Source organism: Exiguobacterium sp. AB2 (assembly GCF_000696055.1).
Classification (GTDB): domain Bacteria; phylum Bacillota; class Bacilli; order Exiguobacteriales; family Exiguobacteriaceae; genus Exiguobacterium; species Exiguobacterium alkaliphilum.
Genome location: NZ_JNAA01000109.1, coordinates 81,071 through 95,834 on the forward strand (window position 1 = coordinate 81,071; position 14,764 = coordinate 95,834).

General features: G+C 56.7%; 16 protein-coding genes, 1 pseudogene and 1 other annotated feature. Of the genes and pseudogenes, 4 read left to right on the forward strand and 13 right to left on the reverse strand.

From position 1 onward, the window contains the following. Positions 1 to 11 precede the first annotated feature (11 nt). From ruvB to DI14_RS14075, 5 genes and pseudogenes are all read right to left on the reverse strand, one after another. Positions 12 to 1,007, reverse strand: coding sequence for a Holliday junction branch migration DNA helicase RuvB (ruvB, locus tag DI14_RS14055; RefSeq protein ID WP_034809677.1), 996 nt, complete (start codon positions 1,005 to 1,007; stop codon positions 12 to 14). Positions 1,008 to 1,017: 10 nt separating this feature from the next. After that, a pseudogene (ruvA, locus tag DI14_RS14060) lies at positions 1,018 to 1,604 on the reverse strand (Holliday junction branch migration protein RuvA). 83 nt (positions 1,605 to 1,687) lie between these two features. Then, positions 1,688 to 2,767 carry a quinolinate synthase NadA gene (nadA, locus tag DI14_RS14065; protein ID WP_034809679.1) on the reverse strand — a complete coding sequence of 360 codons (1,080 nt, stop codon included), beginning with the start codon at positions 2,765 to 2,767 and terminating at the stop codon, positions 1,688 to 1,690. Continuing rightward, positions 2,730 to 3,599 carry a carboxylating nicotinate-nucleotide diphosphorylase gene (gene nadC, locus DI14_RS14070; protein ID WP_034809879.1) on the reverse strand — a complete coding sequence of 290 codons (870 nt, stop codon included), beginning with the start codon at positions 3,597 to 3,599 and terminating at the stop codon, positions 2,730 to 2,732. Before nadC ends, nadA begins: the two co-directional genes overlap by 38 nt. After that, positions 3,553 to 4,986, reverse strand: a complete 1,434-nt coding sequence (locus DI14_RS14075; protein ID WP_034809681.1) for an L-aspartate oxidase — start codon at positions 4,984 to 4,986, stop codon at positions 3,553 to 3,555. Before DI14_RS14075 ends, nadC begins: the two co-directional genes overlap by 47 nt. 95 nt (positions 4,987 to 5,081) lie before the next feature. Here DI14_RS14075 and DI14_RS14080 point away from each other — a divergent pair, with 95 nt between their 5' ends. The 4 genes from DI14_RS14080 to DI14_RS14095 all read left to right on the forward strand — a co-directional run bounded on the left by DI14_RS14080 (position 5,082) and on the right by DI14_RS14095 (position 8,310). Then, positions 5,082 to 6,212, forward strand: a complete 1,131-nt coding sequence (locus tag DI14_RS14080; protein WP_152545917.1) for a cysteine desulfurase family protein — start codon at positions 5,082 to 5,084, stop codon at positions 6,210 to 6,212. Continuing rightward, entirely contained in the window at positions 6,190 to 6,729 is a 540-nt protein-coding gene (locus DI14_RS14085; protein WP_034809685.1) for a transcription repressor NadR, read from the forward strand. The genes DI14_RS14080 and DI14_RS14085 overlap by 23 nt, the downstream gene beginning before the upstream one ends. A gap of 111 nt (positions 6,730 to 6,840) precedes the next feature. Next, entirely contained in the window at positions 6,841 to 7,422 is a 582-nt protein-coding gene (locus tag DI14_RS14090) for a DedA family protein (protein WP_034809686.1), read from the forward strand. A gap of 111 nt (positions 7,423 to 7,533) precedes the next feature. Next, positions 7,534 to 8,310: an NUDIX domain-containing protein gene (locus DI14_RS14095; RefSeq protein WP_034809688.1), complete on the forward strand. Its 777-nt coding sequence runs from the start codon at positions 7,534 to 7,536 to the stop codon at positions 8,308 to 8,310. Positions 8,311 to 8,346: 36 nt separating this feature from the next. Here DI14_RS14095 and DI14_RS14100 read toward each other — a convergent pair whose 3' ends face one another. From DI14_RS14100 to minD, 8 genes are all read right to left on the reverse strand, one after another. Further along, the gene (locus tag DI14_RS14100) at positions 8,347 to 9,612 is read right to left on the reverse strand and encodes a hemolysin family protein (RefSeq protein WP_034809689.1); all 1,266 of its coding nucleotides are present in this window, start codon (positions 9,610 to 9,612) and stop codon (positions 8,347 to 8,349) included. 42 nt (positions 9,613 to 9,654) lie between these two features. Next, the gene (gene obgE / locus DI14_RS14105) at positions 9,655 to 10,944 is read right to left on the reverse strand and encodes a GTPase ObgE (RefSeq protein WP_034809692.1); all 1,290 of its coding nucleotides are present in this window, start codon (positions 10,942 to 10,944) and stop codon (positions 9,655 to 9,657) included. Further along, on the reverse strand, positions 10,945 to 11,385 hold the full coding sequence (locus DI14_RS14110) for a Spo0B domain-containing protein (protein ID WP_034809695.1): 441 nt from the start codon (positions 11,383 to 11,385) through the stop codon (positions 10,945 to 10,947). 66 nt (positions 11,386 to 11,451) lie between these two features. Further along, positions 11,452 to 11,733, reverse strand: coding sequence for a 50S ribosomal protein L27 (gene rpmA, locus DI14_RS14115; protein WP_016508537.1), 282 nt, complete (start codon positions 11,731 to 11,733; stop codon positions 11,452 to 11,454). Between the two features lie 12 nt (positions 11,734 to 11,745). After that, positions 11,746 to 12,081 (reverse strand): ribosomal-processing cysteine protease Prp, encoded by a 336-nt coding sequence (locus tag DI14_RS14120; RefSeq protein WP_034809697.1) that lies wholly within the window; start codon positions 12,079 to 12,081, stop codon positions 11,746 to 11,748. Positions 12,082 to 12,084: 3 nt separating this feature from the next. After that, positions 12,085 to 12,393, reverse strand: coding sequence for a 50S ribosomal protein L21 (gene rplU, locus DI14_RS14125; protein ID WP_016508528.1), 309 nt, complete (start codon positions 12,391 to 12,393; stop codon positions 12,085 to 12,087). Positions 12,394 to 12,408: 15 nt separating this feature from the next. Beyond that, positions 12,409 to 12,480, reverse strand: a sequence feature (ribosomal protein L21 leader region). A 55-nt stretch (positions 12,481 to 12,535) separates the two neighbouring features. Continuing rightward, entirely contained in the window at positions 12,536 to 13,858 is a 1,323-nt protein-coding gene (locus DI14_RS14130) for a ribonuclease E/G (protein WP_034809699.1), read from the reverse strand. 43 nt (positions 13,859 to 13,901) lie between these two features. Then, the gene (gene minD, locus DI14_RS14135; RefSeq protein WP_051622741.1) at positions 13,902 to 14,759 is read right to left on the reverse strand and encodes a septum site-determining protein MinD; all 858 of its coding nucleotides are present in this window, start codon (positions 14,757 to 14,759) and stop codon (positions 13,902 to 13,904) included. Between the last annotated feature and the right edge of the window lie 5 nt (positions 14,760 to 14,764).

Here is a 14,764-nt window from a genome sequence, read left to right on the forward strand (position 1 = left end):
TTGCATATCGTTTACTCCTTTTCATAGCCAAAATGCGTCTTTGCGTACTGGGTGATCATACGGCCGCGCGGCGTCCGTTGCAGGAAACCTTGCTGCAACAAGTACGGCTCATACACGTCCTCGATCGTCTGGGCGTCTTCCCCGATCGTCGCAGCGAGCGTCTCGAGTCCGACCGGTCCGCCTCCGAACCGTTCGACCATCGCCCGTAACAGCCGGTGGTCGACTTCATCGAGCCCGAGGGCATCGACGTGCAATCGGTCGAGCGCACTTGAAGCGAGCTCTGGATTGATCTCTTTCGTCCCCGCCACTTGGGCGAAGTCACGGACGCGGCGCAATAGCCGGTTGGCGATTCGCGGCGTGCCGCGCGAGCGTTTCGCAATCGCCCCGCTCGCCTCTGGTGAGATCGACAGTCGGAACAGTTGGGCCGTCCGGCTGACGATGGCAGCGAGCTCGTGCGTCTCGTAATATTCGAGCTTTAACGTCACACCGAAGCGGTCACGGAGCGGGGCCGATAACATGCCGGCCCGTGTCGTCGCGCCGACGAGCGTGAACGGCGGCAAGTCGATGCGGACGCTTCGTGCCATCTCGCCTTGCCCGTAGACGATATCGAGACAGTAGTCTTCCATCGCCGGATAAAGAATTTCTTCAATCGTCCGGCTGAGTCGATGAATCTCGTCGATGAACAAGACGTCACCCGGTTCGAGCGTCGATAAAATCGCCGCTAGGTCACCTGGCCGCTCGATCGCAGGACCCGCTGTCGTCTTGATGCCGACGCCCATCTCGTTGGCGATGATTTGGGCAAGCGTCGTCTTCCCGAGCCCCGGAGGACCGTAGAGGAGGACGTGGTCGAGCGTTTCACGGCGCAACTTCGCCGCCTGAATGAAGATCGACAAGTTGCCTTTTGCCTTCTCTTGTCCGATATACTGCTCGAACTTTTGCGGGCGCAGGCTCCACTCTTCTGAGTCTTCATATTGTTGATGGGATTGTGACAACAACCGTTCGTCCATAGCTTCCTCCTTATTTCAACAACAACTGCAAGGCGCGCTTTATGTAAGCGTCTGTCGTCAGGATTTCTGAATTCAGTTCTTTACGGACACGGGCAATCTCTCGCTCCGAGTAGCCGAGGGCGACGAGCGCTTCGCATGCCTCGTCGAGTTCCGATGCGCCTTGGGCGAACAAGCCTGTCTGCGGCACATAGTCCGGTGCGAGTTCGGAGAGCTTCCCTTTCAAGTCGAGCGCCATCTGTTTGGCCGTCTTCTTGCCCACGCCCGGGAACTTCGTCAAATACTTCTCATTCTCCGTCTCAATCGCATCGATGAGCGCATCCATGTCGCCCGATGCGACGATGGCGAGCGCCCCTTTCGGTCCGATGCCGTTGACGCCGAGCAATTTATTGAACAGCTCGCGCTCCCGGCGTGACCGGAAGCCGTATAGCGTCTGTTGGTCTTCGCGTACGTAATGGTGCGTAAATACGATTACATGTTCGTCTTGTTCACGATAAAAAACGGGTTAGGCACATGTACTTTGTAGCCGACGCCCGAAACATCCAACGTTATATATTCCGCACACACATAGGCGACGGAGCCTTTTACGAATTCAATCACGGTCATATCTCCTCTTCATAGGAAAACTGCATTCATTGTACCATAACCATCGTCACGAAAAAAGGACAGGCGATTGCCTGTCCTTAGCGTGCGAGCATCCGCTCGAGGGCGAGCGTCGCCCATTTCGTCGTCTCTTGATCGACGCGGATGATATTGACCGGATCTGTCTCGAGTGACTCGAGTGCCCAGAGAAGATGCGGTAGGTCGATGCGGTTCATCGTCAGACACGGGCACATGTATGGGTTAAGCGACACGATATCGAGCTCAGGATGCGTCGCGGCAAGTCGATTGACCAAGTTCATCTCGGTCCCGACGGCCCATTTCATACCCGGTGTGCTCGCTTCGATTTGGTCGATGATATAGGACGTCGACCCGGCCTCGTCCGCCGCCTGAACGACGTCAAACGTACATTCCGGATGAACGATGATGCGTCGCTCCGGGTCATGCTTCCGTAGCGCTTCGATTTGGGCAACGTTGAACTTCTCATGGACCGAGCAGTGCCCTTTCCATAGAATGACGCGGACGTCCTTGATGTCTCCCTCATGGACGAGACGTTCCCGGAGCGGGTCCCAGACGGCCATCGCCTCGAGCGGCACGCCCAAGTCATATGCCGTGTTCCGTCCGAGATGTTGGTCCGGTAAGAACAAGATCCGTTCGCCCGCCTCGAGCGCCCAGCGCACGATGTCATGCGCGTTCGACGACGTGACGGTCGCCCCGCCATGTTTCCCGACGAACGCCTTGATCGCCGCAGTCGAGTTGACGTATGTGATGGGGATGATGCTGTCACCGAGCAAATCCGTCAGCTCTTCCCACGCGACTTCCGTCTGATCGATATCGGCCATGTCGGCCATCGAACACCCTGCCCGCATATCCGGCAAGATGACGAGCTGGTCGTCTCGCGTCAGCATGTCAGCCGTCTCGGCCATGAAATGGACCCCACAGAAGACGATGAACTCCGCCTCGCTCATCTGTTCGGCGAGCCGTGCGAGCTGGAGCGAATCCCCGGTCGCGTCCGCGAACTGGACGACCTCGTCCTTTTGGTAATGGTGGGCTGGTAAGAACAGGCGGCTGCCGAGCCGTGCCTTGATGGCTTCGATTCGTTGTTCCATCTGTTCAACCGTCAAATCAGCGTATCGCGCTGGCATCGTTCCGAGTAACTGCATGTTTGATTCCTCCTAATAAATTCAAGCTACAATCGAGCGCCGTCACCGAATGGGTCAACTGCCCGACCGAGATGACGTCGACGCCTGTGCCGCGATAGGCAGCAATCGTCTCGACGTTGATGCCGCCCGACGCCTCCGTCTTGATGTGACTTGGGACGAACGTTCGCCACACCTTCAGTTCTTCTGGCGCCCGGTTGTCGAATAGGATGATGTCGGCGTTCGCCTTGATCGCCTCATGTAACTGCTCGAGCGTCTCGACCTCGACTTCGATCGGTGTCGTATGTCCGACGAGCGTCCGCGCCCGGGCGACCGCGTTCGTGATGCCGCCGAGCGCCGTGATGTGGTTGTCTTTAATCATGACGGCGTCGTCGAGTCGGAGCCGGTGGTTCTTCCCGCCTCCCGAACGGACGGCGTGCTTCTCGAGCATGCGCAGTCCCGGTGTCGTCTTCCGCGTGTCCGTGACGGCAATCGTCGGGTCATCGAGCGCCTCGATGCAGCGCCGGGTCATCGTGGCGATGCCACTCAAGTGTTGGACGAGGTTAAGCAGCACCCGTTCCGTCTCGAGAAGCGTCCGTGTCTTGCCCCGCAACGTGAAGAGCTCATCCCCGATTGAGACGTTCGTGCCGTCCGAGAGGCATGACTCGACGACGAGCCGTTGCATGTGGGCCAGCTCCAAGACGACGTCCATACCACAGAACACCCCGTCCATTTTGGCGGTGACCGTGGCAAATGACGTCTCGCGCTGGTCAATCAGTCCGCTCGAAATATCGCCGAAGCCGATGTCCTCATGTAGAAATGCCGTCAGCTGTTCGCGCAAAGCGATCTTGTTCATAACCATCCTCCGTCCTCATCATGGCTCGGGCCAAAAGCCGCGCCGCCTCTAAACTCAATGTCTGTTCACTTAATTGTCTTGTCACGTGTTTCGTCCGTGCCAGTTGTTGGGTATTTTCTAAGAAACTTACGATTTTGCCTACATGCGGCGAGATTGTCAACCATTCCCCAATCTGTTGCCGATAGCGGCCGAACAGATCATCCGACACCTCAAATCCGGTCGTCTCGTTCACCGTGAACGGCTTCTCCTCCACTACCATCGCCGCCGCCACCCGTTTTCCGAACACCCAGCATTCGAGTAATGAGTTTGACGCGAGCCGATTCTGTCCATGAACGCCCGTATCGGCGACTTCACCGACCGCGTATAGTCCTGCGACCGTCGTTCGTCCATAGGCGTCAACGCCGACACCGCCCATATGGAAATGTAATCCCGGTCGGACCGGGATGCGTCGAACGTCAATCCCGTGTGCGACACACGTCGCCATCAGTTTCGGGAACCGCTCCCCGATCCGTTCGACACGACTCGTATCCAAGTACACCGGGCCTGTATGGTCTGTAAGCACACGGGCGACCTCATCCCTCGGGGCGAGGCTGCCGAGGGGGTGCTGTTCCATCACATGTCGTCCGGACGCGTCGACGAGTTTGGCGCCCGCCCCGCGTAGCGCTTCCGTCACGAGATGAGGTGAATCGACCGCGAGCAGCGTCGGATGAAACTGGATCCGGGACAAGTTCGAGAGTCGTGCCCCGACCGCTGCCGCCAAGACGAGCCCGTCCCCTGTGACCGATCGACAGTTCGACGTCCAGTCGACGAGTCCCCCGATGCCGCCTGTCGCGAGGACGACGGCCCCGGCCTGCACGTGGAGACGCGTCTCGCCGTTGAAACCGGTCGCTCCGCTCACACGGTCGTCCGCCTTCGTCAACGTATCGATGAGGACGTGCTCCATGACGGTCACGTGATCCGGGAGCTTGCGGCGAAGCGTCGCCATCATATGCCGCCCCGTCTCATCGCCACCGACGTGAAAGATGCGATTTTGGCCATGTGCCCCTTCTCGCCCGACGGCGTACCCGGTCTCATCGCGGTCGAAAAGGATACCGAAACGTTCCAGCTCTTGAATCGCCGTCCGTCCCTCCTCGACGAGCGTATGGACACGGTCGGGTTCGGCCGCGTGTTTCGAGGCGACGAGCGTATCCCGCTCATGATCGACGCTCGACGGCTCCAAGTACGAGCTCGCAATCCCCCCTTGGGCCAAGTCCGAATTCGTACTCGTTCGTTCATGCTTGGAGACGAGCAGGACGCTCAACGTCGGGGGCAGATGGAGGGCGACCGTCACGGCCGCCAAGCCGGTGCCGATAATCAACACATCGACTTTTTCAAACTGTAAAGACATCTGTATATCACCTGTTTTTCATATGTAATGTTGACTTGTAAACTAGTTTCGCATAATTTTGTGAAGAAGACAACATGAGAAAAGAGGGACATCTGATGAATCGATACTTTGATTATGCTGCCACCCATCCGATGACGAAGGCTGCGCTCGACCATTACGTGGCGATGGCCCGGGGCGTCTACGGCAACCCGTCCTCCCTCCATAGCGCCGGATTCATGGCGGAAGATTATTTGACCGAGGCGAGACGACTCATCAAACAAGCGCTCGGCCTCGACATGCTCCGCGGCAAACTGCTCTTCACCGGGAGCGGCTCCGAGAGCAATTACATCGCGCTGACGAGTCTGCGGAAACGCATGAAAGGCAAAGAAGTGATCACGTCGTGGCAAGAGCACGACTCGGTGTCGCTCCTCCTTGACGAATGGGAGGCCGAGGGCGTGACCGTCCACCGCTTGAAATTGAAGGACGGCCGTTTCGACCATGAGACGTTCACCCGGCTCCTTGACCGGGACATCGGCCTCGTGACGTTTCAGCACGTCAACTCGGACACGGGTTGGGTCTTGCCGCTTCATCACATCCTCTGCCAATTGAAATATAAAAAAGTGCTCCTTCACGTCGACGGTGTCCAGGCGCTCGGGAAGATTCCCGTTTCCGTCGACGGGATTGACGCCTACTCGTTCAGCGCCCATAAAGTCGGGGGTCCAAAAGGCGTCGGCGGGCTATATATGGAACGCCTGCTTCCCCCGCCCTATTATCCGGGCCATCACCAATACGGGATTCGACCGGGGACGATCGACGTGCCCGGAATCTGCGCCTTCGTCAAGGCGTTCACCGAACGGCACGAGGCACGGACACGTCATGAAAGAAATTACGTGGCGTTTCGTGCTATCTTGAAAGAGAAGACATCGTCTTACGTAACATGGCTCGAGTTCGAGCAGCAGAGCCCGGCCATCTTTTCGTTCGTCTCGAGCCGGCGCGACGGGCAATGGTGGATGACCGAACTCGACGCGCTCGGGTTCCAAGTCTCGGCCGGGTCGGCCTGCCGGGCCGGTCAGAACGGGCCGAACCGCATGCTCGAGTCGCTCGGTTTCGAGACGAGCGCCTGTCACGGGCTCGTCCGCATCTCGTTCGGGGAAGGTACGACCATCGAGGCAACGTCGGCGCTCGCCGACGCCATCGTCACTTTAGCAAGGAGAGTTGAATCGTATGAACAAACGCTTAGCCGGTGAAGAACGCCGGCGTACGCTATTAGAACTGATTGAATCGAGCACAGAACCCATCACCGGGGCCGAGCTCGCCCGCCACGTCGCGGTCAGCCGACAAGTCGTCGTCCAGGACTTGTCGCTCTTGAAGGCGAAAGGCCATCAAATCGTCGCGACGGCGCGCGGGTATGTCTATCTTCCCGGTGAAGGGGCACCATCGGCCTACACCCGAAAGATTGTCTGCCGTCACACACCCGAAGAGATGGAAGTCGAGATGAACGCCATCGTCGATGAAGGGGTCACGATTCGCGACGTCATCATCGATCATCCCGTCTACGGCTCCATCACCGGACAGCTCATGGTGAAGAGTCGTCGCGACGTCCGGGCCTTCTTAGAACGGGTCGCCGCCAATCAAGCCGCTCCGCTGTCGCATTTGACGGACGGGCTCCACATCCATACGCTCGAGGCGGACAGCGAGGACGCGATTCACGCCGCCGTCGAGGAGCTCGATCGGCTCGGCATTCTCGTGTCGGCACTCGACTAAAAAGATGTCACGTTTTTGTGACATCTTTTCTTTTGCTTTTTCGTCCCGTCCGGTATACTGATGGATGGGTATGATTTCCTATTTACTTATTTGAGAAAGGAGTGACGCGGCATGTGGCATTTCCTCGAACAACTGTTGGTCGGTTGCGGTGTGTTCAGCATCCCGCTCGGCATCTTCATCCAACTGATCCCGAACGAGCTCGTGCTCGCTTACGGCGGTTATCTCGTCGGGTCCCTTGACGCGTCGTTCCTCTTCATCTTCCTGCTTGCCTGGTCCGCCTTCGTGACGAGCCAGGTCGGCTTATATTGGATTGGCCGCTACGGCGGGCGCCCGGTCGCGTTGAAACTGTATCGCTCGTTCCGCATCAAGCCGGAGAAGCAGCTGCAGGCGGAGGCGTGGTTCGAGAAATATGGCGCCTGGATCGTCTGCCTGAGCTTGATTTGGCGGCAACTGTTCGCCATCAGTGCCGGCGTCATGCGTTTGTCGTTCCGAAAGTTCTTCGTCGTGACGACGATCGTCTTCGCGGCCTGGTCGTTCGTCTTCATCAAAGTCGGGCTGATGCTCGGCAGCAACTGGCGGCAAATCGGGGAGTTCATGCACGGGTTCGGCCCGTACGTCCTCCTCGCGATTTTGTTGTTCTTCGGCGTCCGTTACGTCATGTCCCATCCGAGCATCTTAAAAAAGTCAGCTTGAGCCATCGCTCGAGCTGACTTTTTGAATAGAGGGAAATCACCCATCTGCGGCGAATAGGTCAACGTGCAGTCATCACGCGAATAGACGGCAACCGTCAAAGGAGGAATCACCATGTTCCATCGTCGAAAAACGTATACGATTCGCCCAGAACGTCTTGAAGAATTCACGTCATTTTTCCATACATACCTGTATCCGATTCAGGTATCGCACGGCGCACGGCTCGTCGGCCGTTGGGTGACCGAAGACCAGACCGAGGTCATGGCGCTTTGGGAGTACCGCGACCGCGAGCATTACGAGCAAGTCGAACGGGACTACCGCGCGAGCTCGCTCCGCCGCGAGGCGATGAAAAAACGGGCTCGGCTCGGGAAAGACCTCTATATCAAATCGAGTGAGGAATTCATGATGCCGACGGGACATTACACGCCGCCACGTACGATTGTCTCAGTGACCGCATACGTCACGAACGACGCAGGCGAAGTGCTCCTCGTCCAAAACATGCACCGGAACGACACGTATGAGATGCCGGGTGGTCAAGTCGAAGAACACGAATCAATCATCGACGCCGTTTATCGTGAAGTGAAGGAAGAGACCGGTGCCGAGATTGAAGTCGAGGGAATCACCGGCATCTATCAGAACGTGTCATCGCGCGTGCTCTGCGTCACGTTCCGAGCCCGTTACGTCTCCGGCGAGCTCGCCCCGCAGCCGGGTGAGACGCAAGAAGTCGGATTTTACAAGATTGATACCTCGAACATCTCGGATTATATCAAGCGCGAGCACTTCCAAATGCGCGTCCTTGATGCGATGGACCCGACGTATTTGCCGCACGCCATCTATAAAGTTCGCCCATATGAGCTGCTCGAACGTGTCGAGAGCCATCATACCGTCTGACGACAAAAGGGACCCCCGGCTGGAGGTCCCTTTCGTTTATGCTTCTTCTGCCGGATCGGGCTCGGATTGGTTCGTTTCGACCAACAGCTTGCGCACACGGCGTTTTTCGACGTGGAGAACAGTGAACGTCATGTCCTCATACGTGACACGCGCCTCTTTCTCCGGGATGTCGCCGAGCAATTCGACGAACCATCCTCCCATCGTATTCGAGTCTATTTCAGGTTCTTTAATGCCCATCTCTTCGGCGAACTCATCGACGTCCATGTCGGCCATACATTCGTACACGCCTTCACGGAGGCGTCGCAAGTAGACGACCGATTCGTCGTGCTCGTCCCAAATGTCGCCGACGAGCTCCTCGAGCATGTCCTCGAGCGTGATGAGACCGGCCGTCCCCCCGAACTCATCGAGCACAATCGCCATATGCGACTGCTTTTGCTGCAAGATCGGGAGCAGCTCAATCAATTTCGTCTGAGGCGAGACGTACGTGAGCGGTCGGATGAGCGCCCGGACGTCCGTCACTTCCTCGCGTACCATCGAGCGGAGGAAATCCCGCTCGGACAATACGCCGATGACGTTATCGATTGAATCTTTATAGACCGGCAGGCGCGAATGCCCGCCACTGAAAATGGTTTGTTTGATTTCTTCAAGCGAATCATCGATATCGACAGCGAGGATATCGATACGCGGCGTCAACACGTCATCGACTGTGATGTCGTTGAACGCGAAGGCGCTGTGCACGAGCTCGGCCTCGGTCTCCCCGAGCACCCCTTCCTCTTCCCCCATATCGACGAGCACTTTCAGCTCTTCTTCCGTCACGGACGGCTCTTTGTCCTGTATCCCGATGACACGAAGCGTCAGACGCTTCAGTCCCGTGAAGAGGATGGTGATCGGCTTCAACACCTTCACCAAGAAGATGAGAATCCCGCTAATCAGAAGCGAGTATTTCTCGGCAAACTCCTTGGCGAGCGATTTCGGGAGAGTCTCACCGAAAATCAAGATGAGCACCGTCGTCGCGAACGTCGAGATGAGCAGGCCCGTCCCGCCGCTGAAGATGGATGTCGCGATCGCCGTCGCGACCGTCGCCGAACCGATGTTGACGACTTTGTTCCCAACGAGAATCGTCGAGAGCGTGTCGTCGAACCGGTCGACGAGATGCAAGACGCGCTTGGCGGCCTTGTCCCCATCTTCCGCCATGCGGATCGTGCGGACGCGGTTCACACTCGAGAGCGCGGTTTCCGCTGACGAGAAGAAGGCTGACAATAGAATCAATACTGCATAAAGAATTAAACTAGACGAGGGCACAGGGTCCACGTGTACTTCACACTCCGTTCCTAATTGAAAAGATTATTCGACGAACTCGAACTCGAAGTCGAGAATCGCTACGACGCTGCCATCTTCGGCACCGAGTTTGCGGAGATCGTCGTCGATTCCCATCTGACGCATCTGACGGGCGAATCGTTTGATTGACTCGTCATGGTCGAAGTTCGTCATCTTGAAGAGCTTCTCGATGCGTGGCCCCGTGATGACGAAGCGATCGTACTCATCGATGTTGATTTGATACCCTTTCTCTTCCTTCTCATAACGATAGACGACGCGCGGTGTCGCAGTCTTCTCTTCGAGCTCTTCGAGTGGGAACTCAGGCGTAGCATCTACAAGGTTAGCTACTTCGATAAGCAGATTGCGAAGTCCTTCTTTCGCGAGCGCTGAAATCGGGAATACTTTGACGTCATCACCGACTTTTTGTTGGAACTCGGCGAGATGCTCTTCTGCATCCGGCATGTCCATCTTGTTGGCGACGACGATTTGTGGACGCTCGAGGAGGCGTAAGTTGTACGACTCGAGCTCCCGGTTGATCGTCGTATAGTCTTCGAACGGGTCGCGCCCTTCCATGCCGCTCATATCGATCATGTGGACGATGACTTTCGTCCGTTCGATGTGACGGAGGAACTGGTGACCGAGGCCGACGCCTTGGCTCGCCCCTTCGATGAGTCCAGGAAGATCGGCCATGACGAAGTCACGGTCATCTGCCGTCTTGACGACACCGAGGTTCGGTGTGATCGTCGTGAAGTGGTACGCGCCGATTTTCGGGCGTGCCGACGAGACGACCGACAACAGTGTCGATTTCCCGACTGATGGGAAGCCGACGAGGCCGACGTCCGCAAGGAGTTTCAACTCGAGGCGAAGTTCGCGCTCTTGTCCTGGTTCCCCGTTCTCGGCAATCTCTGGTGCCGGGTTGGCCGGCGTCGCAAAGCGACAGTTCCCGCGTCCACCGCGACCGCCTTTGGCAATCGTGGCGCGTTGGCCGTGCTCCGTCAAATCGGCGATGACGGTATCCGTCGCCGCGTCAAAGACGATTGTGCCTGGGGGGACTTTGACGACGAGCGGCTTCGCGCGACGTCCGTGCATCCCTTTCGACATGCCTTTTTCACCGTTTGAGGCGATGAATTTCTTCGAGAAACGGAAGTCGACGAGCGTACGCAACCCTTCTTCCACTTCAAAAATGACGTCACCACCGTGACCACCGTCACCGCCGGCAGGGCCTCCGTCCGGGACATACTTCTCGCGGCGGAATGCGACCATCCCTTTACCGCCGTCTCCAGCTTTTACAAAAATATTAACCTGATCGACAAACATTTAATTCCCCTCCTTTAAACGAAACGTAGAACATTCTACGGTCTGTTCGTACACTTCCTCTGGCGTGAACACGCCTTCCGGCACGTTGCCGAAGACGCGCACCGTCAGTCCGTCCGTGAACGTCACATGAATCGGTCCATCCGTTCCTGACAGAAGACGGACGAGCTTGTCCGCCACGCACGCATCGTCTAACGATACGCGGTCGGTCGATACCGAATAGGTCAACCGCCCTTCCCAATTCGCTTGAATGACGACGAGACTCGTCGCCGGTACGTTCAACCGAATGAGCGCACTCTCTTCGTCGGCGTGCTGACGATATCGCTCGTACAGCCCCTCGAGTTTATCAGGTTCGAGCGCCGCATACAAAGAGATCATCTGAAGCCGATTCATCCATTCGTGACGGACGGTCGATACGAGTTTCAGTGCTTCTTGTGAGTCCATTTGATCCTCTCCTAGAAAAAAAGACTCTAACCAAATAAGTGGCTAGAGTCTTCTGCGTGGTTCTACTTACGCAACTGGGTAAACGCTCACTTGTTTCTTGTCGCGACCAAGACGCTCGAAGCGTACTACGCCGTCAACTTTAGCAAACAATGTGTCGTCGCCACCACGGCCGACGTTTTCACCTGGGTGAATCTTCGTACCGCGTTGACGGTAGAGGATTGATCCAGCTGAAACAGTCTGTCCGTCAGCGCGTTTAGCGCCGAGGCGTTTCGAAATCGAGTCACGACCGTTTTTAGTCGATCCTACTCCCTTTTTCGATGCGAAGAACTGAAGGTTCAATTGTAACATGAGGTCCACCTCCTATTGTTCAATTTGGATATAATCACCGTAACTTTGGGCGACCGTGTCTAGTTGCACGAGCATCCCTTCTAGTAACAGCTGGGTGCGAGTCATATCCTCCGGCGATAAATCAGGATACGTCTCAACATAAAAGTAACCACCCTCTGTTTTGTCTGCCATTTCTACGAGAAGCGACTGACCAGCGAGTACCTCGACCGCGTTATACGCCCCAAAGATGATGGCGGAAACGCCGGCACACACTAAGTCAGAACCGGGTTCAGCAAAGTTGGCGTGACCTGTCACTTCAACGGAACGAATCGACTTCGTCTCGTCTCGTCTGACCATTACTCGAATCATAGCTTACGCTTCGATTTTCTCGATGCGAACTTTCGTGTAAGGCTGACGGTGACCTTGCTTACGACGGTAGTTTTTCTTAGCTTTCATTTTGAAGACAGTGATCTTCTTCGCGCGACCGTGTTTAACGACAGTTGCGACGACTTTAGCGCCCTCTACGAGTGGAGCTCCGACTTTAACATCGTCACCACCAACGAAAAGAACTTCACCGAATTCTACAGTACCCTCGACATCAGCATCGAGTTTTTCGATGTAGATCTCTTGACCTGCTTCAACTTTGATTTGCTTACCACCAGTTTTGATGATTGCGTACATATACGTGCACCTCCTTGTTTAACTCAGACTCGCCATCCAGGGCAGGGCAAAACCGTTTCAACCCGTTCTGTGCGGTTGTAGCCATTTGGGTGCTTCCAAACGAACTAACGTTATAGATGATACCACTCTCGTTCAAACGTTGTCAACGACGTTGTACGAAATTTTGACATTCCTCGTCCGTCCCGAAAAAGGCGATCTCCGCTTCCCCGTCAACGAAATAAATTTGGAGCCCGAACGCATCCCACTTCCCATCCTGCCATTTCGGCGGGAGCGCCAAGACGACGGCCTCATGCGCCGTCAAATCGAGAAGGTCACGCTCAAGCTTTGAGAAGACGGCGAGCTTCGACGGACGCCCGTCCCGCACCATCCGGTCTTGAATCGAGCGGCCGGTCCGTTCTCGGGACAGTTCGAACAACCCCATCTTCGTGAAACCGTACACTTCGACGCGACGCGGGTCGCGGACGCCGACTTCCTTCATCTTTTTCAAAATCCGGGCTTGTCCGTCCTTTGAACCGCGCAAAAAATCGATGACGACCATGCCGCCGATGTTGCGTAGCCGGAGTTGCTCCATAATCGTATAGAGCGCCGCCTCGTTAATCGTGTCGGCGGCCCGGCCTTTGTCTTTGACGGCGACGTTCTTGCCGCTGTTGACGTCGATGACGGTCATCGTCTCGACTTGTTCAATCAAGACGTACGCCCCGCCTTCGAGCCAGACGACCCGGCTCGTCAGCTTCGCAATCGCGTCATCAAGCCGACGTGCCTCGTTCATCCGGCCTTTGCCGACGAACCGCTCGACCGGGATTTCAAGTAGGTCGAGACGACGTTTCGCCTCGGCGTCGTTCGTCGTGACCGACTCGACCGTATGTTTCCGGGCGAACTGTTCACAGAGCAGCTCGTCTTGTCCGAAACGTGCGGACGCGACGTCTTGGGCCCGGGCGCGCAGACGCGCAAGCTCATCTCGTAACGCTTCAGGGTTCGCCTGGCCCGACTCGGTCCGGAAGAGCACCCCTTCCGCTTCCTCGAGATCGAACACTTTCGACAACCGGTCTTGTGTGACGAGGTCGAGCTTCCGGCTATAAAGTGTACGCCGTCCATACGGGAAATAGACGAGATAGCGTCCGCCGAAGCGGATGTTCTCCGTCACTTTATGATGTTTGCCGTTGATGCCTTCCTTCGTCACTTGGACGAGCCGTTTCTCGCCGACGACAGCCGCCTGACCGATCGTCGGGACGTCCGGGTACGACGCGAGCGCCTTCAGCGTCTCGGCGATCGGGAGGAAGAACGTCGTCGCGCCGTCGGTCAAAAACGCGGCCCCGAGCGATGGATGAATCCGTTCGACCGCAGCCTCGACGATTGTGCCGACGGCGAGTTGGTCGAGGAAGCGCTCTTCGACTTCGAGCAACCGCTCCCCGTCGACGAGCATCGCCCGCTCGATGGATGGGGTCCGTTCATAGATGAGTTTCATAGTTCGCTCTCCTTTCGACACAAAAAGGCAACTTTCGTTGCCTTTACGCTTTTTTCATTCCAAATTTCATCATGAGCTTTGTCCAGAAGCCGACCGGTTTTTTCTCCGTCTGAATCGACATGAGTGGCACCGATTCACCGAGGATGCGACGCGTGATGTTGCGGTACGCTTGTCCGGCGTTATTGTCCGGGTTCATCGTCACCGGTACCCCGCGGTTCGCGGCGGCGATGACTTCTTCGTCATCGACGACGACGCCGAGCAGGTCGATCGACAAGATGCGCATGATGTCATCGATGTCGAGCATGTCGCCCGATTCGACGAGATGGTTCTTGACGCGGTTGACAATCAATTTCGGTGCGGCGACGTGCTCGGCTTGCTCGAGCATCCCGATGATGCGGTCCGCATCTTGGACGGCCGCTTTCTCCGGTGTCGTCACGACGACGGCCTCGTCCGCTCCGGCGATGGCGTTCATGAAGCCTTGCTCGATACCGGCCGGGCAATCGATCAACACGAAGTCATATTGCGTCTTCAACTGGTCGATGATCTCTTTCACTTGTTCCGGTTGGACCGACGTCTTATCTTTCGACTGGGCGGCCGGGAGCAAGTACATCTCTTCGAACCGCTTGTCGCGGACGAGCGCTTGATGCAGCTTGCATTGACCGCTAATGACGTCGACGAGGTTATAGATGCTCCGGTTGTCGAGTCCAAGCACGATATCCAAGTTCCGAAGACCGATGTCCGTGTCGACGAGACAGACCGAATGTCCAGACAATGCGAGACCCGTCCCGAGGTTCGCGGTCGTCGTCGTCTTCCCGACGCCACCTTTCCCCGACGTCACGACGATGGCCCGGCCTTTCTTCACTTCTTTCGCTGTATGTACAGGCTCTACTACTTGCTCCATCAAAC